The organism is Pseudomonas sp. PDM28, from assembly GCF_019219115.1.
Taxonomy (GTDB): Bacteria; Pseudomonadota; Gammaproteobacteria; order Pseudomonadales; family Pseudomonadaceae; genus Aquipseudomonas; species Aquipseudomonas laurylsulfatiphila.
Genome location: NZ_JAHUWG010000008.1, coordinates 369,109 through 391,865 on the forward strand (window position 1 = coordinate 369,109; position 22,757 = coordinate 391,865).

Consider the following 22,757-nt stretch of genomic DNA (forward strand, 5'->3'; position numbering starts at 1 on the left):
CCGTAGGGCGTTTGTGTTCCGTCAGGTGGACCGCGTTATCGTTCTTCGCGGGCAAGCCCGCTCCCACAGGTTCAGTGCCGTCCGCAAATCTGCGGTTTTACTCGGACACTGTGGGAGCAACCGTCTTCCCCCTGCCGCTCGTCACCGCCATTCGGTGCCGTCCCGCAACAATGCGCGGGCCAAACCAGGAGCTCGATTCCAACCTGCTTTAGTGAGCTCCAGTACGCTGCTGGCCCCCCGATGCCCATTGGGCAATTGAACGTAATGAGAAAGGGAGGGCATCCAGTGCCCTCCCCTCCGTCTTCCACACGCCTTGCGACAGGACTTGTCAGGCCCTCAAGAGGCCAGGATGAAGTCCGAGGCAGTAACGGTTGTTGCGTCGGCCACACCTACCAGGGTGATGGAGTCAGCGCCGAAGTTGACCAACGTATCCGCACCGAGATCGACGACGTTGACGCTACTGCCAAAGGTCGCTGCCGTGATGTTCAACGAGGCAATATTGAACAGATCCTGGCCTCCCGCCGCGTCGGTATCGAAGCCGATGATCCGGTCGTTGCCGAAGGCCGCTGCGAACACGAAGACATCGTTGCCAGTGCTGGCAAACATCGTGTCGTTGCCGGCACCACCCGTCATAGCGTCGTTGCCGGCACCGCCATCGAGGATGTCGTTGCCTGCACCGCCCAGCAAAGTGTCGCCACCGTCAGCGCCATTGAGGGTGTCGTTACCCACCCCGCCGGTGATGACGTTGTTCGACGCGTTGCCGGTGCCGACGAAGTTGCCGACGCCGGTGAAGATCATGTGCTCGACGTTGGCACCCAGTGTGTAGCTGTTGAGTGTCGTCTGTACGGAGTCCTCCCCCTCACCCGCCGTCTCGACCAACAGGTCTCCGCTCGAGTCGACGTGGAAGGTGTCGTTGCCGACGCCACCGACCATCCGGTCATTGCCCGCACCGCCAATGAGGAAGTCGTTGCCGGTTGCACCGAGCAAGGTGTCGTTGCCGTCAGCGCCGCTGATGGTGTCATTACCCGTCCCGCCGGTGATGACGTTGTTCGACGCGTTGCCGTTGCCGACGAAGTTGCCAATTCCGGTGAAGATCATGTGCTCGACATTGGCACCCAGCGTGTAGCTGTTGAGTGTCGTTTGTATGGAGTCCGCACCCTCACCTGCCACCTCGGTCACCAGGTCTCCGGTTGAATCGACGCGGAAAGTATCGTTGCCGACGCCGCCGACCATCCGGTCATTGCCCGCACCGCCCATGATGAAGTCGTTGCCGGCTCCACCGAGCAAAGTGTCGTTGCCGTCAGCGCCGTTGAGGGTGTCATTCCCCACCCCGCCGGTGATGACGTTGTTCAGCGCGTTGCCGATACCGACGAAGTTGCCGGTTCCGGTGAAGAGCATGTGCTCGACATTGGCACCCAGCGCGTAGCTGTTCAGCGTCGTTAGTACGGAGTCGGCTCCCCCACCCGCCGCCTCGGTCACCAGGTCCCCGGCTGAGTCGACGCGGAAGGTATCGTTGCCGGCTCCGCCGACCATTGCGTCATTGCCCGCACCGCCAGTGAGGACGTCGTTACCGACACCACCGATCAATGTGTCGTTGCCGTCACCGCCGTTGAGAATGTCATTACCCACCCCACCGGTGATGACGTTGTTCAGCGCGTTGCCGTTGCCGGTGAAGTTGCCGGCGCCGAGGTAGATCAGATGCTCGACATTAGTGCCCAGTGTGTAACTGCCCAACGTGGTCTGTACCGAATCCTGACCCTCGCCCGTCAACTCGGTCACTACGTCCCCGACCGAATCGACGCGGTAGGTGTCGTTGCCGGTTCCACCCGCCATCTGGTCATTACCCGTACCGCCATTGAGGAAGTCGTTGCCCGCATCGCCATTGAGGATGTCGTTGCCGCCCAAGGCGTTCAGGATGTCGTTGCCAGCACCTCCGCTGGCCACGTCGTCGCCCGCCGTGCCGGTCCATACGTCGACACCGGCGGTACCGACAAACACATCACTGACCACTGTCGTTGCAGCCGAGGTGACTCGCTCCAGTGTGCCGAGGTCATCGGTGTAACTGGCGACGACACGCAGTTGCTGGCCGACCTGTGCCTGGTCGGGCGTGAAGGTTGCGCCCGTCGCGCCGGCGATGTCGGTAAAGATCGCGCCGCTCCCCACCTGCCACTGATGGGCAATCACCGAGGTGGTGGTCCCGTTGGCGTCGGTGAACGCATCCGTAGCGGTGAGTACCGAGCCTTTCGCCGGGGTCGTATCGCTGATCAGCACCGTTCCGACCGGCAGGACATTGACAGTGCCGGTACCGGCCGCCGCAATCGGTGCAGTCGGCGCCGAGAACACCTCTTCCAGCACGCCATTGGCGTCCCTGTAGACCGCCCTGACGCGCAGGGCCAGACCCGCTGCCACGACGAGTTCCGGGATAGCCGGTACGGCGCCGATGAGGGTCGCCGGTGGTGGGACCCTGAGTTCCGAGCCCACCGTGACAGTCGTGCCCTCTGCGCGCGCGACCTCGCCGGCAGCAAAGAAGGTGATGTCTTCGAAGACACCCGAGCCCGGGCGCGCTTCGAACTGCCAGAAGTAACTGATCGGCCCGGTGATCGCGCCACCGGTCGCGGTATTGTTGGCATCGGTGATGTCTGCCGCCGATACCGTCAGCCGCTGGCCGACGGAGGGCGTGGGATCGTCGATCCTCAGCGAACCGACTGGCTCCGCGTTCAAACCACCGAGCACGAGCGCCTGATCGGAGAACTGCAACCGCTCGATATGGCTGAGGGTGTCGGTCCCGTCCCTGCCGGCGACACTGTCGGTGACCGTAAAGGTGCCGTTGACGTTTTCCACCACGGTGTAATCCGCCAGATTGCCGGAGAACAGCGCCGTGTCGAAGTCGGGACCGGTCGCCGTCAGGATTTCGCGCACGATCTGGAGCTGGCCGGGGTTATAGGTGCCGTTCAACATGAGCGGGACCAGGGGCGTCATGCTGTCGAAGGTAGCGATTTCCGGACCGGTGCCATCGATGTTCTGCCGCACGCTGATGCGCACGTTGAGCCACTTGTCGCCGTCAATCACGTCGTCGCCGCCGCGGCCCTGGATGATGTCGCTGCCGGCGCCACCCAGGAGGATGTTGCCCCCGTCGAACTTGTCGTCGGCCGTGCCGGCGATGCCATCCGCGCCGTTACCGGCGCTGCCGACCAGGTCCCGCAGACCGCTGATGAGGTCGAAGTTGGTGAGCACGCTGCCCTTGGCGCCAGCGACGGCGAGCAAGTCGGCAGTGGAGTCATCGCCGCTGAGGAAGTCGGCATGGGCCGACCCCGACAGCCCTTCCACCAGGTCCAGCCGGGCAAGGATCGACGCGTTGGAACCAGGCACCGCCGGTTGATCGAAGAAGCGCAGCCTGGAGTTGAGGTCCATGGTCACGCCGCTCGGATCATCCTTGTAGGTCGCCCAGTCGTACCCGGAGAACCCGATGAAACGGTCTGCCTCGCTGGGGCTGCCGACCATGATGTCATCACCGCCCTCCCCGTCGAAGTTGTCCGGTCCGCCATCGCCCAGGAAGACGTCGTTGCCATTGATCGGATCGTTGCCGAAGGGGTCGAAGTTGTCACCGGCAACGCCATCGGCGGATCCGCCCTGGATCCAGTCATCGCCTTCACCGCCGCGCGCGAATTCATTCGCCTTGGTGCCGAGGATGAAGTCGTTGCCCAGGCCACCGCTGGAGTCGGCCGCGTCCTCGCCGGTGATGATGAAGTCCTGACCGGCCTGGCCGAGGATCAGGTTGAGGCCGTTACCGCCCTGGATGACGTCGTTGCCGTCCTCGCCGTGGATGACATCGTCGCCACCCATGTCGGTGATGATGTCGTCACCGGTACCACCTAAGAGTTGGTCGTTGCCGTAGCCGCCATCGATCCGGTCGTTACCGGCATCGCCGTAGACCGTGTCGTCGTCCGAGTCGCCGGCAATGAGGATGTCGTTGCCGGCCGTACCGCCCAGCACGACCGTATCGGCACCTGTGTAGTGCAGGTAGTTGGTATCCGGGCCCGTCGTGGCGGGGTTATCGCGGATCACCAGCGGCGTGAGGAAGTCAGTGCGCGGTGAGCCGATCGGGTGGTCCGACGGACCAAATGGATCGGCATTGGCCGGCAGATCGTCGACGGTGCCGACAATGCCGTCGGGTCCGGCAATCACACTGGGGTTGTACTGGTTCGCCTGGTTGACCTCCAACGTGTAGGCCGGCGTCAGGAAGACCCTGGCCGAAAGGTGTGTGGCATCGGTATTGGCCATCACCAACGAGGCGAACGTGTTGTTCTCCAGTTCGGCGCCAAAGTCCATCGAGGCGGTGCGCTCCAGATAGTAGAAGCGGTCACCGTCCTGGAGTTTCTCCATCTGGTTCTCGAAGACAAAGTTGAAGGTCGAGCCGAGCATGCCGCCAAAGGGCATCTTCTCCTCGGCCAGCCCGCCAACCCAGAAGTCGACCGCATCCAGGCCGGTGATGGTCACATCGTCTGCCGTGTGCAAAACGCCGTCCGTACCCGCGGTGCTGGTCCAGGCGCCGGTGCTGTTGAGGAAGTCGATGCGATCGGCCGGCGCACCCGCACCGCCGAGCACCAGCAGCGAGGCCGCCGCGCGCTTGTCCGCCAGCGTAATGGCATCGGTGATGCTCGAATGCGTGCCGTAGGCGGCGATGAAGTTGATCAGCGATTCCGGGTGTTTTATGTGCTGCACGAAATCAGCCCAGCTCGTGTAGGGCTTGAGCTCTGCGTCGCCGGTCGGCCCATAGAACTCCCGCCGCGCCGCGTTCAGGGACGGAACGCCGGTATCGCGGCCACGCGCCAGGTTGATGGCGGGCAGATCAAGTGGCAGGCCCAGCAGGTTGTTGCGCAGGGCTTCGGTCACGAACTCATCGATCTCGTTGCCGACCTGGCGGGTCACGCCGCGCACGATGGCACCGGCTGCCTCTTCCGGAGTGGGGCCGCTGCCCGCGAACTCGAGCGGGTTGAGGAAGGCCTGGATCAGCCCGATATCGCTCGAGGCAAAGTTCGGATCAAGCCGGTCGACCTGCTCCAGCAGCATCGAGTGCCCGAAGCGATAGACGGTGTGTGCGAACTCGGCAACGATGCTCGGATCGATCGCGGTGTCGTACACCTGGCCCGGGGCGAAGAAGGGATCGACCATCGGCTGGATGGTCCGCGCGAACTCCTCGAACACCAGGTGCTGGTACTGCATCTCGGTACCGAACTTCGCCGTCTGGAACAGGCGCTCGCCGTTCCAGTCCAGGGTCGAGGTGTCGGCCGGAACGGCAGTGACGGGCGTCAGCAGCCACTCGTTGAGGAACGACACATCGCCGCTTGCCGCTGTCGCCAGGACCACCTCCTTGGTGTGATCGACCAGGCGGTTGTGCTCATGGTGGAAGATGGAGTGGACGGTGGTCAGGCCGATGTTCTCGTTCACCCGGCCGTCGCCGGCGATGTAGTGCGCGTCCAGCAGTTCGTTGTCGTAGAAACCCGGCGCAGGTGTACCGCCAACGACATTGTCGGCATCGGGCAGGAGTGCCGCGCCGGTCTGGTCGTCCACCGGAACGGCGGTGTGCGCAATGTCGTTGAGGAAAGCATGGCCAGTGCGCGCGGCGTTGGCCAGGCTGATGGGCGCCGCCGGATTGCCTTCAACGAGCACATCGTCGGCCGTGCCGGCAATGCCGTCCACGCCCTTCATCACCACCTGCGGAAAACCGTTCGGCCCCTTGATGAAATTGCCGTAGGCGTCGGTCGCCAGCAGCGGCACGTTGTCGAAATCGGCATCCGTGAGGTTGATCCCGAGCAGATCATGGGCTTGCGCCTTGACCACCTTCCAGGTGGCCATGCCGCCGATCTGGACGTCGTCGGCAGAGCCGAACACGCCATCGGCGCCCAGATCACGATTTTCGATCAACTTGCCGGTGGCCACCGGATCGCCCGCTGCGTTGAGCTCATAGGCACGCAGGAACACCTGGTGCGAAGGATGCGAGCTGTAGGTCTGGTTCTGGTCGACAAACGGCGAGGTGGTGTTGGTGTTCTCGTGGATGTCGTCGGCCGTGCCCAGGATGCCATCGGGGCCGGGCTGATTGGTGGCGCGCGTCAGCACCATGAAGTTGGTCGGGCTACCGGGCACGAACAGCGGGTCATCCGGCTGCAGCGGAATGAACACGGTGCCCGAACCGCCCTTGGTGACGAGGTCCAGGCCATGGTCGAAGAACTGGCCGAAGAAGGTCATCCATTGGTTGAAGGGCGCGGTCAGGCCCGCGTCGGGACTCACGTTCGGGTCGAAGAAGGTCTCGAATGTCGAGCCGTCGGTGCGGGTTCCGGTCACCACCTGCGCGCCGGCCTTGAGGACATCGTCAGCCGTGCCGAGGATGCCATCCAGGCCGGGATCGAAGGTGGCCGCGACCGCCGCCGGGTTGTTGGCGGTCTGGTCGACGATAAGGTTGCTGATAGTGCGCGGTTGCGAGTCGATCACCAGGCCACTGGCCTGGGTGTAACTCGTGCCGGCGTCGGCCGGGCGGAAGTCCGGCGTGGTCAGGCGCGGGAATACGTTATCGGCGGCACCGTACTCGGGATGGAGCAGGTTGTTTTCTGTCCCTTCGACCGTGCGCAAACCGTAGGGCACGCGTATGTTCGGCAGCAGAGAAACCAGGTTCTCACCGGCCGCGTGGTGTTCGGCGATCTTGATCTGGTCAAGGATGAACGACAGGTCGGATTGCGTGTAACGAACACCGTTGCTGGGGGCACTGGTCTGCGGATCGATCAGCGAAGGCGCTGGTGCGGGAGTTGGCGCCGCGGCCACTACTGCCGTAGTCGGTGCCGAGAATACCTGCTCGGTCACGCCATGATCGTCCGCATAAATGCCTTTGACGCGCACGGCCAGGCCGGCAAGATCCGGGGTCACCGTGAGCGTGGGCGCGTCCGCCCTGGTAAATCCGATACCGATGCGGCCTGGCCCGAGGATGATGTCCTCGAACACGCCCGAACCCGGTGTCGCTTCAAACTGCCATATGTAACTGATCGAGTTGTGGATCGCCCCGCCCACGTTGTCGGCATCGCTGAGGCCTGCCGCCGACACGGTCAGCGTCTGGCCAACGGTCGGCGCGGTGTTATCCACCGTCAGCGCACCCACCGGCTCAGCGTTGAGCCCGGGTACGAGGACCATGGATTGATCGGAGAACTGCAGCCGTTCGATGTGGGTGAGACGGTCGGTTTCTTCCTTGCCGACATTGTCGGTCACGCTGACGATGTCGTCGCTGAAATCGAGCGCCGTGCCGTTATCGTTGACGGAGACGGTGTAGTTTGCCAGTGGGCCCAGGAAGTTGACGGTGTCGAAGCCACCCACGCCCGGCAGGATCTCCCGCACGGCGACGAGCTGGCCCGGGTTGTAGGTGCCGTTCAACATCAGCGGGATCATCGGCGTCATGCTGTCGAAGCTGGCGATCTCCGGCCCCGTGCCATCCAGATTCTGATGCACGCTGATGCGCACGTTGAGCCACTTGTCGCCGTCGATGAGGTCACTGCCGCCACGGCCTTCGATGATGTCGCTGCCATCGCCGCCGAGGATGATGTTGCCCGCGCCGAACTGATCGTCGGCCGTGCCCCCGACACCGTCGGCTCCGAAACCGGCGCTGCCGACAAAGTCCCGCAGGCCGCTGACGAGGTCGAAGTTGGTGAGGATGCTGCCCCTGGCCGTGATGTTGGCGATGATGGCCGCGTTTTGTTCATCGCCGCGCAGGAAGTCGGAGAAGGCCGAGCCCGACAGGCCCTCCACTTCCGCGAACCGGTCATAGACCGCATCGGGCGATTGCCCCACTGCGCCCACGATATCGCCCGCCGCATTGGGCACCGCGTGATAGGGGCTGAAGAAGGGAACGACCATGTCGACGGTCACGCCGTACTTGTCATTCTTGTAGGTGGTCCAGTCGAACCCGGACATGCCGTCCATCTTGTCCTGGGCATCGCTGGCGACGAAGGTGTCGTCGCCACCTTCACCGATCATTTCATCGAATCCGCCGGTGCCGATGAAGATGTCGTTGCCGGGCACATCGTCGGTCAGAGTCGGGCTCATGTTATCGCCAGGCGCACCGTCCTGGGTGCCGCCCTCGATCCAGTCGTCGCCTTCGTTGCCGGTCGGTGCGAGGTTGACCTTGGCGCCGAGGATGAAGTCGTCACCCGCACCGGCGAAGGTCATCGTGATGTCTTCGGTGGTGATGATGAAGTCTTTGCCAGCGCCGCCGAAGACCAGGTTATTGAGACCGAAGGTCGAGTTGCCGGCCTGGATGACGTCGTTGCCGTCCTCGCCGCGCAGGGTGTCGCTGCCACCGATGTCGGTGATGATGTCGTCACCGGCACCGCCAAAGACGTTGTCGTTGCCGTAGCCACCGTCGAGCCGATCGTTGCCGGCGTCGCCATAGACAGTGTCGTCGTCCGAGTCACCGGCAATGAGGATATCGTTGCCGGCCGTACCGCCCAACACGACCGTGTCGCCGCCGGTGTAGTGCAGGTAATTGGTATCGGGGCCCACTGTGTCGGGGTTGTCGCGGATCACCAGCGGCGTGATATGGTCAATCCGAGGTGAGCCGATCGGGTGATCCGACGGGCCAAACGGGTCGGCGTTGGCGGGCAGGTCGTCGGCCGTGCCGACGATGCCGTCCGGACCGGCCACCACACTCGGGTTGAATTGCTGCGTCTGGTCGACCTCCAGGGTGAAGGCCGGTGTCTGGAATATGTTGGCCGCCAGGTGCGTTGCGTCGCTGTTGAGCATCACCAGATTGGAGAACGAATTGTTCTCGAGTTCTGTGCCGAAGTTGAGCCCTGCTGTGCGGGCCAGATAGTACAGACGGTCGCCGTTCTGCAGGTTTTCCAACTGGGTTTCGAAGACGAAGTTGAAGCTCGAACCCAGCTGGCCGCCAAAGGGCATTTTCTCTTCGGCCAGGCCACCGATCCAGAAGTCGATGGAGTCCAGGCCGGTGGTGGTCACATCATCTGCGGTGTGCAGAATGCCGTCCGCACCGGCGTTGCTGGCCCAGACACCCGTACTGTTCAGGAAGTCCAGGCGATCTGCCGGGGCCGTGGCGCTGCCGAGCACCAGATCCGCAGCCGCGGCGCGCTTGTCCGCCAGCGTCGTAGCGCCAGTGATGGTTGAATGCGTACCGTAGGCGGCGATGAAGTTGATCAGCGATTCCGGGTGTTTCATGTGCTGCACGAAATCGGCCCAGCTCGTGTAAGGGGTCAACTGGCTGTCGCCGGTCATGTGGTAGAACTCGCGCCGCGCCGCGTTCAGCGACGGGATGCCGGTTTCGCGGCCACGCGCCAGGTTGAGCGCGGCAAGGTCGAGCGGCAGGCCGACCAGGTTGTTGCGCAGAGCGTCGGTGACAAACTCGTCGATCTCGTTGCCGACCTGCCGTGTGACACCGCGCACGATGGCGCCAGCCGCCTGCTCAGGGGTCGGGCCGCTATCAGCAAACGCGAGAGGGTTGAGGAAGGCCGCGATCAGGCCGGTCTGTTGATTGCCCGGGTCAACCGGATTGCCATCGCCGACGACGTTGAAGTTGGGGTCGAAACGATCGACCGTCTCCAGCAGCATCGAATGGCCGAAACGAAAGACCGTGTGCGCGAACTCGGCGACGATCGCCGGATTGACGGTGGTGTCGTTGCCCATGGGCGCCAGGAACACGTCCACTTGCGGCTGGATGGTGCGCGCGAACTCCTCGAACACCAGGTGCTGGTACTGCATCTCGGTGCCGAACTTGGCGGCCTGGAACAACCGCTCGCCGTTCCAGTGCAGGCCTGCGATGTCGGTCGGCGTCACGGGCAGCGCTGTCACTTGGGCGTCGGGCATCAGCCACTTGTTCAGGAAATCAAGGTCGGCGGAAGCCAGCACCGTCTCCTTGGTCTGTTCAACCAGCCGGTTGTGCTCGCTGTGGAAGATGGAGTGCACCGTGGTCAGGCCGATGTTCTCGTTAACGCGGCCATCACCGGCGATGTAGTGCTTGTCGAGCAGCTCGTTGTCGTAGGTGCCGGGGGCTTGCGGGCCGCCAATGACGGTGTCCGCATCAGCCGTCAGACCGCCGGTGGGGTCGGCGCTGTGGGCGATGTCGATAAGGAATTGGTGGCCGGTGCGAACAGCGTTCGTCAGGCTGATCGGCGCGGCCCGGTTACCCTCGACCAGCACGTCATCGGCGGTGCCGGCGATGCCGTCCACGCCCTTCATCACGACTTGAGGGAGACCGTTGGGCCCTTTGATGAAGTTGCCGTAGGCATCGGTCGCCAGCAGCGGTACGTCGAACACGTCTGCATCGGTCAAGTTGATGCCGAGCAGATCACGGGCCTGGGCCTTGACGACGGCCCAGGTGGCCATGCCGCCGATTTCGACGTCATCGGCAGTGCCGAAATGCCCATCGACGCCCAGGTCACGATTGGTGATCAGCTTGCCGGTGGCGACCGGGTCGCCGGCGGCGTTGAGCTCATAGGCACGCAGGAACACCTGGTGCGACGGATGCGAGCTGTAGGTCTGGTTCTGGTCGACAAACGGCGAGGTGGTATTGCTCTGCTCGTGGATGTCATCGGCGGTGCCCAGGATGCCGTCGGGGCCGGGCAGATTGGTGGCGCGCGTCAGCACCATGAAGTTGGTCGGGCTGCCCGGCACGAAAAGCGGATCGTCCGGCTGCAACGGAATGAACACGGTGCCACTGCCGCCCTTGGTCACGAGGTCAAGGCCATGGTCGAAGAACTGGCCAAAGAACGTCATCCACTGGTTGAACGGCGCGGTCAGGCCCGCGTCCGGCGTAATGTTGGGGATCTGGAAGACGGAAACGTCGTCGGCGGTGCCGAACAGACCATCCAGGCCTGGGCTGGTGACGACCTGCGAATCCGGATTGGCCGCTGCGGCCGCAACTGCCGCCGGGTTGTTGGCGGTCTGGTCCACGATCAGGTTGCTGATGGTGCGCGGCTGCGAGTCGAAGACGGCACCGCTGGTCTGCAGGTAGGAGGTCGGCGTGGTTCCGCCAGGGTCGGCGGGCCCGAAGAAGCCGACCGGCTGGACCTGCGCGGTATTGAACACTGGCGTCGTCATGCGCGGGAAGAAGTTGTCGGCGGCACCGAACTGGGGATTGGCCAGGTTGTTGTAGATACCGGTTACGGTGCGCAGGCCGAAGGGGACCTCTACGTTCGGCAGCATGTCAATCAGACTCTCGCCTGCCGCATGCCGTTCGGAGATGAAGATTTGTTCGAGAATGAACTCTAGATCGGACTTGATGAAGCTGGCCATGGCTGTTTCCTCGATGCTTGGCAATCAGGAAACCACACGCATAAAACACCGCTGCAAACGCGTGGTTTAGTGCTGAACCCCATAAACAAAAAATCGAAAATTGCACGACGTGACCTGGTACCACGGCCGCACCGAACCCTTGCCCGATTGCGTGCAATCAGCAGTGCTCGACTGGGGATTGATTCCCCGTGACAACCGTATCTACAGGCGGGTATTGCGTCTCAAGGAGGCGACGGCCCATGAACGCAGGTCGAATAGAAGGTGTGACTTGCTAATGGCCCCGTCACGTATCGGGGCTTTATGCATCTGTCCATGGAGCACTCTCAGGCATGGGGGGCTTGTCACAGATGCCACACATCCAGCGATCAGAGTCCGGGACTTCCTGAGGGGTGATGGCACGGTTCTGCGTCCATGCGGCTTCGTCAACAAGCCTTTTATCCATGAGAAAACTGGCATCGACTACGAATTGACTAGTATGTATGGGAGAGTGGTTGCTCACGCCTGCTGGAGGCGTCATGAAATCATTCAAACCATTGGTTTGGTTTTGATTGAGCTGAGCACTATGGGTAATAACCCCCGGTTGTTGTGGCCGGAAGTAGCGATTACCCAGTCTGTTTGAGAATCTTTTTAAAATACTCATCGCGCCTCCCGCCCTCAACCTCAAACACCAGTTTTACACTCCATTGAAAATGAGTATTGAAGGGCTACCCGGATGTGTACAGAGACGAAAGCCCAGCCAAATTCCGAGACCTTGGTCAACGAATCGGATCAGACCTTGGTCGAATCGGACACTGGCCTAAAGTCCCATGGAACAGGGCCCGGGAGACCGGGCACCGGTGCGAAACTGCGCCATTTGAGCCGCTCAACCCAGTTCGTGATCTGCGCCACAATCATCCTGGGCTTGACCATGACGTTCGTTGGCAATCTCGTAAGCCAGAGCATCGAAGATGCAACGGTTCAAACGGCGGCAGAGACGGGCGCGCGTTACATGCAGAACTTTCTCGAACCTTTCGTCCAGGGATTAACCACGACAAAGGAACTCCCCGATGAAACCATTCAGACCATTGACCACCTGCTGTCCAGCACCTCACTCAGTACGCATGTTGTCTCGGTAAAGATCTGGTTGCCAGACGGCACCATTGTCTACAGCACCGACAAATCCACGGTGCAGAAAACCTTTCCGACAGAGGAGATCTCACAGGCGCTGACCGGCAAGATCCATACAGAGTTCGACAATGATCCTGGAAGTTATGCGGTGGACGATATTGAAGATGCTTTTGAGCGAAGCCTGAATATTCCGCTCTATGAAATATTTGCTCCACTGCGCGAAGCGGGCACTGGAAAGATTATTGCGGTGGGTGAGTTCTACGAAACCGCGGAGGCGTTACAGCGCGAAATCAATAACGTTCGCAAGAAAGTGTGGACAATTGTCGGGGCAGCAACGACAGCCATGATTTTACTGTTGTTTTTTATCGTTCGGCGTGGTGACAAGATAATAAAACAGCATGAAACAGCACTTAAATGGCGAATGGATGAGCAAACCAGATTGCACTCAAACAATGCCGCCCTTCAGCGCAAAGTCACTAAAGCCAATCGCGAGTTCTCCAGAATCAATGAACTCACTCTGCGGCGGATTGGGGCAGATCTGCATGATGGTCCTGCCCAGTTGTTGGCACTTATTCTCCTTCGCCTTGAAGAGCTCGAATCTTCGGAAGGCCCCTCGGATGTAGAAGCTCTGGAAATGATCAGGCGTGCCGGCGAGGATGCTTTAAACGAAGTGCGGGAAATATCACTTGGCCTGGCACTTCCGGAAGTCAACGACCTGACCCTGCACGATGCCCTGGTATTGCTGGCCGAGCGGCACGAAGAGCGAACCGAGACGCGAGTCGAGCTGCAGCTTGATACGCTTGGGGACGATGTACCGATAGCGCTTAAAATCGGTATTTACCGCTTCGCCCAGGAAGCGTTGAACAATGCCTATGTTCACGCCGGGGGAAAAGGCCAAAAACTCAGCGCCTCGCACTCTGAAGGATTGCTGGAAGTGCAAGTCGAGGATGCGGGGATGGGTATTTCAACCGAGAAACCAAGTGTGCCAGGTCGAGGTAGAACTCGTCTGGGTCTTGTCGGCATGCGCTATCGCGTCGAATCCCTCGGCGGCGTATTCAGCATTGAATCGGCTCCCCATGCCGGAACCAAAGCCAGGGCGCAGTTCAAAACCTGATAACCCGTACCAGATTGATCGTTGCGCCCAAGTCACCGCAGCACTTATGGCTCGTTATTCGACTTCCTGTTGTCATTCCAGTCGCGCCGTTGAAGAGCACCACACAGGCTGGATATATGGTCACTCTCCCAATGCCGTATCACTGCGGCCACCGCCTGCGTCCGGTTACGAACGCGCAGCTTGTACATGACATTCGTCATGTAGTGCTTGATGGTCTTCTCGCAGAGCTCAAGCTTGATAGCCACCTCGCGGTTGGTCAGGCCCTTCGATACCTCTCGGATAACCTGTTCTTCACGATGGGTCAGCTCAACCTTTGGCTTGTCACCCGCATTCTTTCTGATATTGCTTAACAGCCTGCCGGCAAGTTTAGGGGTAATGAAAGTTTCACCCCCGGCAACATTTCTGATGGCTTGCACAAGCTCAAGGCCGCTGATGCCTTTCAACGCATATCCCTGCGCGCCCGCTTCGAGGGCGGAATAGGCGTCCTCGATGGACTCGGATACCGTCAGCATCAATATTTTAACGGCCGGTGAAGACGCCGAGATCGCTCGCACGGCGGCAAAGCTGTCGCCCGGCATATTGACATCCATCAGCAACACATCGGGAGCAAAACGAGCGGCAATTTCCATGGCATCATCGGCAGACCCACCCTGCTCGACCACCTGAAAGTCAGCTATTTTCTTCAGCGCCATTGTGACCCCATCCCTTAACAGTGGGTGATCGTCAACAATGCCAATCTTGATCGTGGGACTCATAAGAAGCTCCTCATGAGAGGCGATGGAGCTCAAAGTTGATGTCGCATGTTTCATTTTTCACCCCTCGCGTCCGGCCGAATCCGACAAGCCCTGCCGTCTCCATGATGTCCGGGACGACAGCTGTTGCGGGTGCCTGAGGTGGTGCAACAAATGAGCCATTACCCAGGGCGAAGAAAAAGCTCAGATTAATGAACAGGCTGTTTCAGAATGTTTCAAGCGAGAGAAAGCATGAGGAGGGAATATTCCTCAACTTTGGTGGTAACCGCCCAGTTGGGTGGGTGTAATGCCCCATTTATGGAGAGAGCGGCGGCCCTGTTGCACCGGCCGCTTTTGCCAAGGGCTGCTTGCCCACGCAGCCTGACGGGCTTTGCTGATCCGGCTTGATGCGATGCTACGGGACGGCATCCATGGCGGTGCCTGACGGCCTGTTGCAGACCGTCACTCTCACCGTTGGCTAATCAGGGTTTACGCGCAATGATCACCTGGCTTTTGGCTACCACCGCATCCAGCGCCTGCTTGATCTGTGTACCCCGTGGCGAAGCCAGGATCGCCTGCCAGGTGTCCGCCCAGTGGTTGAGCAACGGATGGTCCGGGTTGCTGAAGTCGACCTTGGCTTCCCAGAACAGCAGCATCCACATCGACCAGTAGAATCCATACTGGCTGTGGCTGATCACTTCCAGGCCGGCATCGCTGACCATGGCCTTGAACTGCGCTTCGCTGATGATGCGAATGTGGTTGGGCTTCTGGAAGTACTCGGCCGCCGCGATGTCTTTCTGCAGGTCTTCGGAGCTGGGGTGTGGGACGCTCAGCAGATACAACGCTCCCGGTTTACCCACTCGCACCAGTTCAGCAAGGAACTGGGCCGGATCGTCCACATGCTCGATGACCTCGGTCGACACCACCCGCGTGGCGGTCGCATCGGCAATCGGCAGCGGGTTGCAGTCGGTGACGTGGCATTCGACGTCGCGGGCCGGTGTATCGCTCAGGCGCTGGCGGGTCGCTTCGACCTTGGCCGCGTCGATATCGGCGATGATGATCTTCGCCCCGCGCATCCCGCAGAAATGCACGTTGCCGCCGTCGCCACAGCCCACATCCAGCAGTGTGTCCTCGGGAGTCACGGGGAAACCGCTGAACAGTTCGCCGGTCTGCTGATTGAACCAGCCGCTGAGCATGGCGTCATGCAGGCCGAGCATATAGGGGTCGACCTTCTCCGCCACGGGTGGCGCAGGCGCAATCTCTGGCTGCACAGGCGCGGGCGTGCCCGCCGTGAGTTTCTTCAAAAGGCTCAGCATGAGGTGGCTCCAGAGGATGAGACGGCTGTTCGGGAGGTGCCCAGGCGTTTGACCAGCGAGGCGCCGCGGTTGCGCATGGGCATTTCGATGTAGCGATAGTTGAGTTCGCTCAGCAGCACGATCAGGCCGCCAGCCATCAGCAACATCAGTATCGGATGGCCAGCCGGGCTGGGCAGCCCGGCAGCCTGCAAACGGAAAATGAATTCACGTACCAGCAAGTAGGCCGGGATATGGATCAGGTAGATCCCGTAGGAACGGCTGCCGACCCACGTCATCAGGTGCTTGAACACGCCGCGCGGCAACAGGTAATCGCGGTTGTAGGAAGCGATCCAGACCAGCACTGCGCACAGCACCGCGATCACACCGATCCGGTAATGGGTAAAGGTAAAGCGATCCGTGGCCATGTAGCTGAGCAGCAGCGACACCGTGATCAGTGCGGCAACACCCGCCCATGGACGACGCAGGAATGTGGGCTCCCAGCGCAGGTACGACGGTTGCGTACTCCACATCGCCAACAGCACGCCAAGGGCCAGCGCGTCGGTGCGCACCACCATCAGGATCGGCGTGCGCAAAGTGAACAACTGCACCGCAACCAGCGCCAGCAAAGCCCACACTAGGTGTTTGCGAAACAGCACAATCATCAGCGGGAACAGCAGATAGAACTGTTCTTCCAGCGACAGGCTCCAGTACACGAAACTGGTGCCGTACTCGTAGCGATAGAAACTGTCGGCAAAGCGGAAATTGGCGTACTGCGCGACGCCGGCCAGGGTTGCCTGAATGTTCGCGTGCAGGGTGCCGAAGGCGCCGGAGCGGTTGAGAAAAAGGCACGCCAGCAACATCAGCGCCAGCCACAACCAGGCCGACGGCAGCAATCGAAAGGCCCGGCGCAACCAGAAATTGCGCGTCTGTTGCCAATACTCCCGGCGCGTTGCGCAGCGGCGCATGGCCGGGATCAGGCTGCGGGCAATGACAAAGCCCGAGATCGCGAAAAACAGATCCACGCCCCACCACGGCTGGCAGTACAGCGTGATGGCCTGCAGCAAGGGCACAGCCGCCGCGAACAGGCTGTCCTGCAAATGATGAAACAGCACGCCAAGCACCGCGATGCCGCGCAACAGCTCGATGTCCATGATCCGTTTTTCGTTGCTCATGCGCCCTCCCGGACATGAGGTTTTCGAGCAATGATCACCTGGCTCTTGGGCATGAATCGGTCCAGCATCTGCTTGATCGCCAACCCGTCGGGCTGTGCCAGCAAGTCCTGCCAGGTTTTTGCCCAGCTCTCCATCAGCGGCGGGTACGGCGCCTGGATCCGGTCGCGAACCGCACCCCCCAGGTCGCGCCCGGCGGCCCGTTCACTGGCCCAGAAAAAAATCATGCCCATGACCCAGAAAAACCCGGTGGCCTGGCGATGTTCGATGACCAGGCCTGCGTCCTCCACCAGCGCGGCGAACCGCTCGGGGGTGAATATCTGCACATGATTGGGCGATTGAAAGTAGCTGGCCGGGGCGATGCCTTTCTGCAAATGCTCGCCCACCGGCGACGGTACGCTCAGCAGGTACTGCGCGCCGGGGCGGCCCATACGCACCAGCTCGGCCATGAAGGGTTCCGGCTGGTCGATATGCTCGAGCACTTCCATGCACACGACTTTGCTCGCGCAACCATCGGCCAATGGCAGCGGCAGGCTGTTGCTGACCAGACCGAGATTCGCTTTATCCGACTGCGCTTGCACTTGCAGCGCCAGGTCGCGGACCTTGTCGTGTTCACTGTCGGTAAAGATCACCGAAGCGCCTTGACGCACCGCAAACAAGGTCGCGACCCCTTCGCCACAGCCGACATCCAGCAAGGTGTCGTCGGCGGTGATGGCAAACCCTTTGAGCAGTTCGCCGCTGTCGCCCAGAAACCAGCCGTCGAGCAGGGCATCGTACAAACCGATGTCCCTGGGCGAGACTCGCGTTTCTGGTGGGGCGACCACCACCGGTGCGGGCCGCAACTTCGCAAGCAGGCGTCGGATCATGTGCCCGACGCTTGTGCGCAGTTTGCTTCACGCCGTTGCAGCAACTGCTCGAACACCGCCTTAAGGTGCTGCTCGGCAACGGCCTGGCTGCAGAATCCCTGCAGGCTGCGCACGGCATGGGCCGACATCCGTTGATAGCGCTCGACGTCCTGTTTGGCAACGTCATGGCTGGCGGAGAAAGCCGTACACAGCGAGTCCCAGTCCGTGACGTAGCGCAGGGTACGATAGGCTGCGCGAGGATCGTGGGGCCAGGATGTCAGCTCGTCGGTGCCTTCGACGATAAACGCGTTGTCATGGTCGATGTAGTCGGCCATCGCGGTATTCAGCGGCGCAATCGCCGGCTTGCCGCAGGACATGAACTCCATCAACGGCAGGCACTGCCCTTCGCCGTAGGAGCAGTTGACGACGTAACTGGTGGCCTCGACCAGGCGCTCGTAGTCGATATCGGCCAGATAGCCGTGGATCAACACGATGCGGCACTGGTAGGACTGGTTCTTGTAGACGTGGTGCATCATGTCGGACAGTGCGTTGGCGATGTCATGGTGCGTGAGCTTGAGCACCAGGGTCGCGTCGGGCGTATCGCGGAAGGCGCTGCAGAACGCACTGATCATGTCCTTCCAGTTCTTGCGGCCGTCGTACGGATTGAACACCGAGGTGTAGACCACGCCCTCGAGCAACAGCTCGCAGTCGCGCGGTGGTTGATCGAAGGCGATCGGCGTGCCCTCGCGCAAACGCTCGGGGCCATAGGGGCGCAAGTCCGCCGCGCGACTGTCGATCAACAGCCCGCGCAGGTTCAGGCGTGTGGGGCCCACGACCGGACGTTTGTCCAGCAGCTCACCGCGGGCGGCAAAACGGTCCCAGACGGGGGCCGCGATGGCACTGATCGGGTAATCGCGGCCCATCACATCGTGCACGGCATTCACGGTGAAGCTGGAGTGGGTGATCGCCGTCCCGCAGGTGCCCAACACCATCCGCCAGTCATGTCGCGGTTCGCCCTGCCAACTCTCGGTGGGAATGGTGCTGAACTCCCAGGCGAACACCGGAATCGTCGGGCACGCGTAGTGGACCGGCGTGCGATGCGGCGGGGAGAAGGACAGGAACACGCAGTCTTCGCCCCGGCTCAGGCAATCGAAATACAGCCGGTCGACCAGTTCGTCCGGGTTGCTGACCTCGATCACCTGCCCCAGCCGTTCGAGCACCGGGCGGAACTCCTTGAGGACGAAGTAATAGCTGTACTCGGGCCGTCCCAGGTTCTGCTGGATGTTGCTCTTGTTGGTTTCCGAATGAATGATGATCAGCACGATGCAGCCCCCGTTTCGGCACCCACCGGCACGACGTCACGGACCGATTCCTGTTTGAAGAACAGCGCCAGCCGCTGCTGCACGGGCGCGAAGCTGCAGTATTCGTGCATGCGTTCGCTGGCCGCGTCCGCCATGGCCTGCCAGACGTCCGGCCGGTTTTTTGCCATGGCGTAGCTGTTCTCGTAAGCCGTTTTCAACGAGCCCCAATCCGGACGGTGGCGCAGGGTGCGATACAGGATTCGCGCGTCTTCCGGCCAGATCGTCGGTTCCTGGCTGGACTTGACGACGAAGGCCACACGTTCGTCGATGTAGTCGCGCATCGCCGTGTGGTTCGGGGCGATCACCGGCCGGGCGCACGACATGAACTCCATCAGCGGCAGGCACAGCCCTTCGCAGCGTGAAGCGTTGACGTAGTAACTCGCCGCGCCATAGAGACGGGCGAACTGTTCGTCCTGCAGATAACCGTGCATGACCACCACGCGACAGGCGAAGGGCGAGAGCTGGGACAGCAAGGTCATGAGCTCGACGTAATAGGTCGACAGGTCGTTCTGGGTCATCTTCAACACGAGCGTGGCGTCCTCCACATCACGCAGCGCCCAGCAGAACGCGGTGATCAGGTGGTGCCAGTTCTTGCGCCCGTCATCAGGGTTGAACACGCTCACGTAGATGACGCCGTCGACCACGATTTCGACCGTTTGGCTGGTGTCGGGGAAAACCGCTTGTGGATGCTCGTCCTGCGCGCAAGCTGCGCTGATGACGGGTTCCTCCGGCACGGAGGGTGCGCTGACGACGGGTTCGATCGGCAACGGCTGAGGTCTGCGAAACCTGGCCAGCCATGGGCGAACGGCATCCGGCACCAGATCGCGAATGGCTTCGCAATACCACAGCAGCACGTAATGCCTGGTGATGAAGAGGCGTCGCCGCAGGGTCAACGGCGGCGCGGGTTGCGGTTCTGGTTGTGGTTCCGGTATTGACTCCGGCTCAACGATTTCCACGGGTGGTTGCTCGATGATCGGCGCGATCAGGCCATCGGCGGACAACCCCATCACGCGGCTGTCCAGGATGCAACCCTTGATCTGCAGCGTTGCACCGGCGTTCACCGGCGTACCGGGATACTGCTGGCGAATGTCGGCGAAGCGTTCCCACAAAGGCGTCGGCAGCACCAGCACCGGGAAGTCGTCACCCAGGGTCTGGTGGATGGCTTCGGCGGTATGGGTGGACAAGGTGATCACCCGCCCCAGACGTGCCAGTGTCCGGCTCCAGTCATGCCGTGGATCGTTGTCCCAGTGCTCGGCGGGAATGGTGTCGAATTCCCAGGCGACCACGCACACCATCGGGCATTCCAGGTCGGTGGGGGTCTTGTGCGGTGGCGCGAACGAAATGAACAGGCAGTCCTGGCCGGCCTGCTGCAACTGCCGGTACAGCGGGTCGACCTCGGCGGCCGATGACACGACGTGCACCGGTCCCAGGCTTTCGAACAGCGGCCGATACGCCTTGAGCACGAAGTAGTAACTGTACTCGGGACGGCCGAGACTCTGGCTGATGGAGCTGTCGTTGACGTCGGAGTAAAGAATGAAATTCATGGCATCCCACGGTGACGCCGCCATCCCGGCAGCCTCACGCTATGACGGGGAGGACACGGTTCGAGCCCGTGTTTACCGGCGCTCGCCCATCGTCTTCCTGCCCGTCTACGTTCTTGTTTTAGTGGTCAGTTTCTCGCAGTTTCGAAGCGACGCTGCCGAACCCCGGTAATCGTGACGAGGGGCATTCTAACCACATCCGTTGAGGATTCGTGAACCGCCCGACGAGAATAAATCGGGCTACGCTGACGAGAACTGACCAGTCACGGTTGGACCTGTTGAAATTGCCGAGCAAATGGCACAGATTGGCTACCAAACAACTACAACAAACATTTCACCCGCCATTCGAGCGATCATGTCGCTCGCAAGTTTTTCCATGGAGCCTGTGGGAAATGGATGAAATGCAAGACCAAGGGGTCGCTGTTTGAAAAAACGTCTGTTTGTCACGGGTCTGAGCGGATTCGTAGGACAACACATCCAATCGCGTTTGCAGGCTGATACCTCGGAATGGGAGCTGCTGCCTGTTCCCGACCGCTACGATCTTGCTGCGCCGCAGAGCCTCGAAGGCTTGTGGCCGCAAATGCCCGATGCGGTGATTCACCTGGCCGGCCAGACGTTCGTCCCGGAGGCCTTTCGTGATCCGGCCGGCACCCTGAACATCAATCTGTTGGGCACCCTGAACCTGCTGCAGGCCCTCAAGGCGCGCGGCTTCAGCGGCACGTTTCTGTACGTCAGCTCCGGTGATGTCTATGGCCAGGTCGCTGAAGAGCATCTGCCCATCACTGAATTGCAGCCCCCCTGCCCGCGCAATCCCTACGCCGTGAGCAAACTGTCGGCCGAGTTCCTGAGTCTGCAATGGGGCCTGAGCGAAGGCTGGCCCGTACTGGTCGCCCGCCCGTTCAACCATATCGGCAGCGGGCAGAAGGACAGCTTCGTCATCGCCAGCGCCGCCCGTCAGATCTGCCGGATCAAGCAAGGCCTGCAAGCGCCACAACTGGAGGTCGGGGACATCGACGTCACGCGCGACTTCCTCGATGTCGCGGACGTGGTCTCGGCCTACCTGGCCTTGCTGGAAAAAGGCACACCGGGGCAGGTCTACAACATTTGCTCGGGACGCGAGCAGAGCATTCGCAGTCTGATCGAACAATTGGCAGATCTTGCCCAGGTCGACCTGCAACTGGTCCAGGACCCTGCGCGACTTCGCCGCGCGGATCAGCGTCGGGTGTGTGGCAGCCCTGACAGACTGGCCCAGACCACCGGATGGAAGTCTGAAATCACAACACAACAATCCCTGCGGGCGATCCTGTCCGACTGGGAGAAGCGAGTACGACAAGTATGACTAAAAGTGCATTGATCACAGGTATCACCGGCCAGGATGGCGCCTATCTGGCCAAATTGCTGCTCGACAAGGGTTACAAAGTCCACGGCCTGGTCGCGCGTCGCAGCAGCGACTCGCGCTGGCGTCTGCGTGAGATGGGGGTCGAGGCGGACATCGTCTACCTGGATGGCGACATGGCCGATGCCTGTTCAGTGCAGCGTGCGGTGATCAAGTCGGCGCCGGACGAGGTCTACAATCTCGCCGCGCAAAGCTTTGTCGCGGCCTCCTGGGATCAACCGGTGACCACCGGCATCGTCGACGGACTGGGCGTTACCCACCTGCTCGAAGCGATCCGCCAGTTCAGTGCGCACACGCGTTTCTATCAGGCGTCCACCAGCGAGATGTTCGGCCTGATCCAGGCCGAGCAGCAGGACGAGAACACGCCGTTCTATCCGCGCAGCCCTTATGGCGTGGCCAAGCTGTATGGCCACTGGATTACCGTGAACTACCGCGAAAGCTTCAACCTGCACGCCAGCAGCGGGATTCTGTTCAACCATGAATCACCGCTGCGCGGCATCGAGTTCGTGACACGCAAAGTCACCGACGCCGCCGCCCGGATCAAACAGGGCAAACAGCAGGAACTGCGCCTGGGCAACATCGACGCCAAGCGCGACTGGGGTTTTGCCGGCGACTACGTCGAAGCCATGTGGCTGATGCTGCAACAGGACAAACCCGACGACTTCGTGGTGGCCACCGGCGTGACCACCACCGTACGCGAGATGTGCCGGATCGCCTTCGATCATGTGGGCCTGAACTACCGCGACTACGTGAAGATCGACCCGGCGTTCTTCCGCCCGGCCGAAGTGGAAGTGCTGCTCGGCAACCCGGCCAAGGCCCAGCGTGTGCTGGGCTGGAAGCCAAAAACCGACCTGGATGCCTTGATCCGCATGATGATGGAAGCGGACATGAAACGCGTTGCCAAGGAGTAGG

11 protein-coding genes are annotated in these 22,757 nt (G+C 61.4%); 3 read left to right on the top strand and 8 right to left on the bottom strand.

The genetic code is table 11. The features are described 5' to 3' along the window. Nucleotides 1-336: 336 nt before the first annotated feature. Nucleotides 337-11,286 carry a peroxidase family protein gene (locus tag KW841_RS20250; RefSeq protein ID WP_218479432.1) on the bottom strand — a complete coding sequence of 3,650 codons (10,950 nt, stop codon included), beginning with the start codon at nt 11,284-11,286 and terminating at the stop codon, nt 337-339. Nucleotides 11,287-11,584: 298 nt separating this feature from the next. Then, a complete protein-coding gene (locus tag KW841_RS20255) occupies nt 11,585-11,926 on the bottom strand; it encodes a hypothetical protein (RefSeq protein WP_218479434.1) in 342 nt (113 codons plus the stop codon). 72 nt (nt 11,927-11,998) lie between these two features. Here KW841_RS20255 and KW841_RS20260 point away from each other — a divergent pair, with 72 nt between their 5' ends. After that, entirely contained in the window at nt 11,999-13,507 is a 1,509-nt protein-coding gene (locus KW841_RS20260) for a sensor histidine kinase (RefSeq protein WP_218479436.1), read from the top strand. Between the two features lie 44 nt (nt 13,508-13,551). Here the strand turns inward: KW841_RS20260 and KW841_RS20265 are convergent, their stop codons facing one another. The 6 genes from KW841_RS20265 to KW841_RS20290 all read right to left on the bottom strand — a co-directional run bounded on the left by KW841_RS20265 (nt 13,552) and on the right by KW841_RS20290 (nt 20,452). Next, a complete protein-coding gene (locus KW841_RS20265; protein ID WP_218479438.1) occupies nt 13,552-14,262 on the bottom strand; it encodes a response regulator transcription factor in 711 nt (236 codons plus the stop codon). Between the two features lie 458 nt (nt 14,263-14,720). Next, nucleotides 14,721-15,554, bottom strand: coding sequence for a class I SAM-dependent methyltransferase (locus KW841_RS20270; RefSeq protein ID WP_015094132.1), 834 nt, complete (start codon nt 15,552-15,554; stop codon nt 14,721-14,723). Then, nucleotides 15,548-16,705, bottom strand: a complete 1,158-nt coding sequence (locus KW841_RS20275; RefSeq protein ID WP_218479440.1) for an acyltransferase — start codon at nt 16,703-16,705, stop codon at nt 15,548-15,550. Before KW841_RS20275 ends, KW841_RS20270 begins: the two co-directional genes overlap by 7 nt. Further along, nucleotides 16,702-17,568, bottom strand: a complete 867-nt coding sequence (locus tag KW841_RS20280) for a bifunctional 2-polyprenyl-6-hydroxyphenol methylase/3-demethylubiquinol 3-O-methyltransferase UbiG (RefSeq protein ID WP_218479442.1) — start codon at nt 17,566-17,568, stop codon at nt 16,702-16,704. The genes KW841_RS20275 and KW841_RS20280 overlap by 4 nt, the downstream gene beginning before the upstream one ends. Then, nucleotides 17,565-18,869 carry a glycosyltransferase gene (locus KW841_RS20285; protein ID WP_218479444.1) on the bottom strand — a complete coding sequence of 435 codons (1,305 nt, stop codon included), beginning with the start codon at nt 18,867-18,869 and terminating at the stop codon, nt 17,565-17,567. The genes KW841_RS20280 and KW841_RS20285 overlap by 4 nt, the downstream gene beginning before the upstream one ends. After that, nucleotides 18,863-20,452, bottom strand: coding sequence for a glycosyltransferase (locus tag KW841_RS20290; RefSeq protein WP_218479446.1), 1,590 nt, complete (start codon nt 20,450-20,452; stop codon nt 18,863-18,865). Before KW841_RS20290 ends, KW841_RS20285 begins: the two co-directional genes overlap by 7 nt. A gap of 421 nt (nt 20,453-20,873) precedes the next feature. Between KW841_RS20290 and KW841_RS20295 the strand changes: the two genes are divergently transcribed. Both KW841_RS20295 and gmd read left to right on the top strand, forming a co-directional pair. Continuing rightward, nucleotides 20,874-21,788 (top strand): GDP-mannose 4,6-dehydratase, encoded by a 915-nt coding sequence (locus KW841_RS20295; RefSeq protein ID WP_218479449.1) that lies wholly within the window; start codon nt 20,874-20,876, stop codon nt 21,786-21,788. Continuing rightward, entirely contained in the window at nt 21,785-22,756 is a 972-nt protein-coding gene (gene gmd / locus KW841_RS20300; RefSeq protein ID WP_218479451.1) for a GDP-mannose 4,6-dehydratase, read from the top strand. Before KW841_RS20295 ends, gmd begins: the two co-directional genes overlap by 4 nt. Nucleotide 22,757 lies beyond the last annotated feature (1 nt).

Bases quoted from the DNA above. Each gene is read 5' to 3' on its own strand.
- KW841_RS20290 (WP_218479446.1), bottom strand. From the start codon at position 20,452: ATGAATTTCATTCTTTACTCCGACGTCAACGACAGCTCCATCAGCCAG.
- KW841_RS20265 (WP_218479438.1), bottom strand. From the start codon at position 14,262: ATGAGTCCCACGATCAAGATTGGCATTGTTGACGATCACCCACTGTTA.
- KW841_RS20250 (WP_218479432.1), bottom strand. From the start codon at position 11,286: ATGGCCAGCTTCATCAAGTCCGATCTAGAGTTCATTCTCGAACAAATC.
- KW841_RS20280 (WP_218479442.1), bottom strand. From the start codon at position 17,568: ATGATCCGACGCCTGCTTGCGAAGTTGCGGCCCGCACCGGTGGTGGTC.
- gmd (WP_218479451.1), top strand. From the start codon at position 21,785: ATGACTAAAAGTGCATTGATCACAGGTATCACCGGCCAGGATGGCGCC.
- KW841_RS20255 (WP_218479434.1), bottom strand. From the start codon at position 11,926: ATGAGTATTTTAAAAAGATTCTCAAACAGACTGGGTAATCGCTACTTC.
- KW841_RS20275 (WP_218479440.1), bottom strand. From the start codon at position 16,705: ATGAGCAACGAAAAACGGATCATGGACATCGAGCTGTTGCGCGGCATC.
- KW841_RS20260 (WP_218479436.1), top strand. From the start codon at position 11,999: ATGTGTACAGAGACGAAAGCCCAGCCAAATTCCGAGACCTTGGTCAAC.
- KW841_RS20270 (WP_015094132.1), bottom strand. From the start codon at position 15,554: ATGCTGAGCCTTTTGAAGAAACTCACGGCGGGCACGCCCGCGCCTGTG.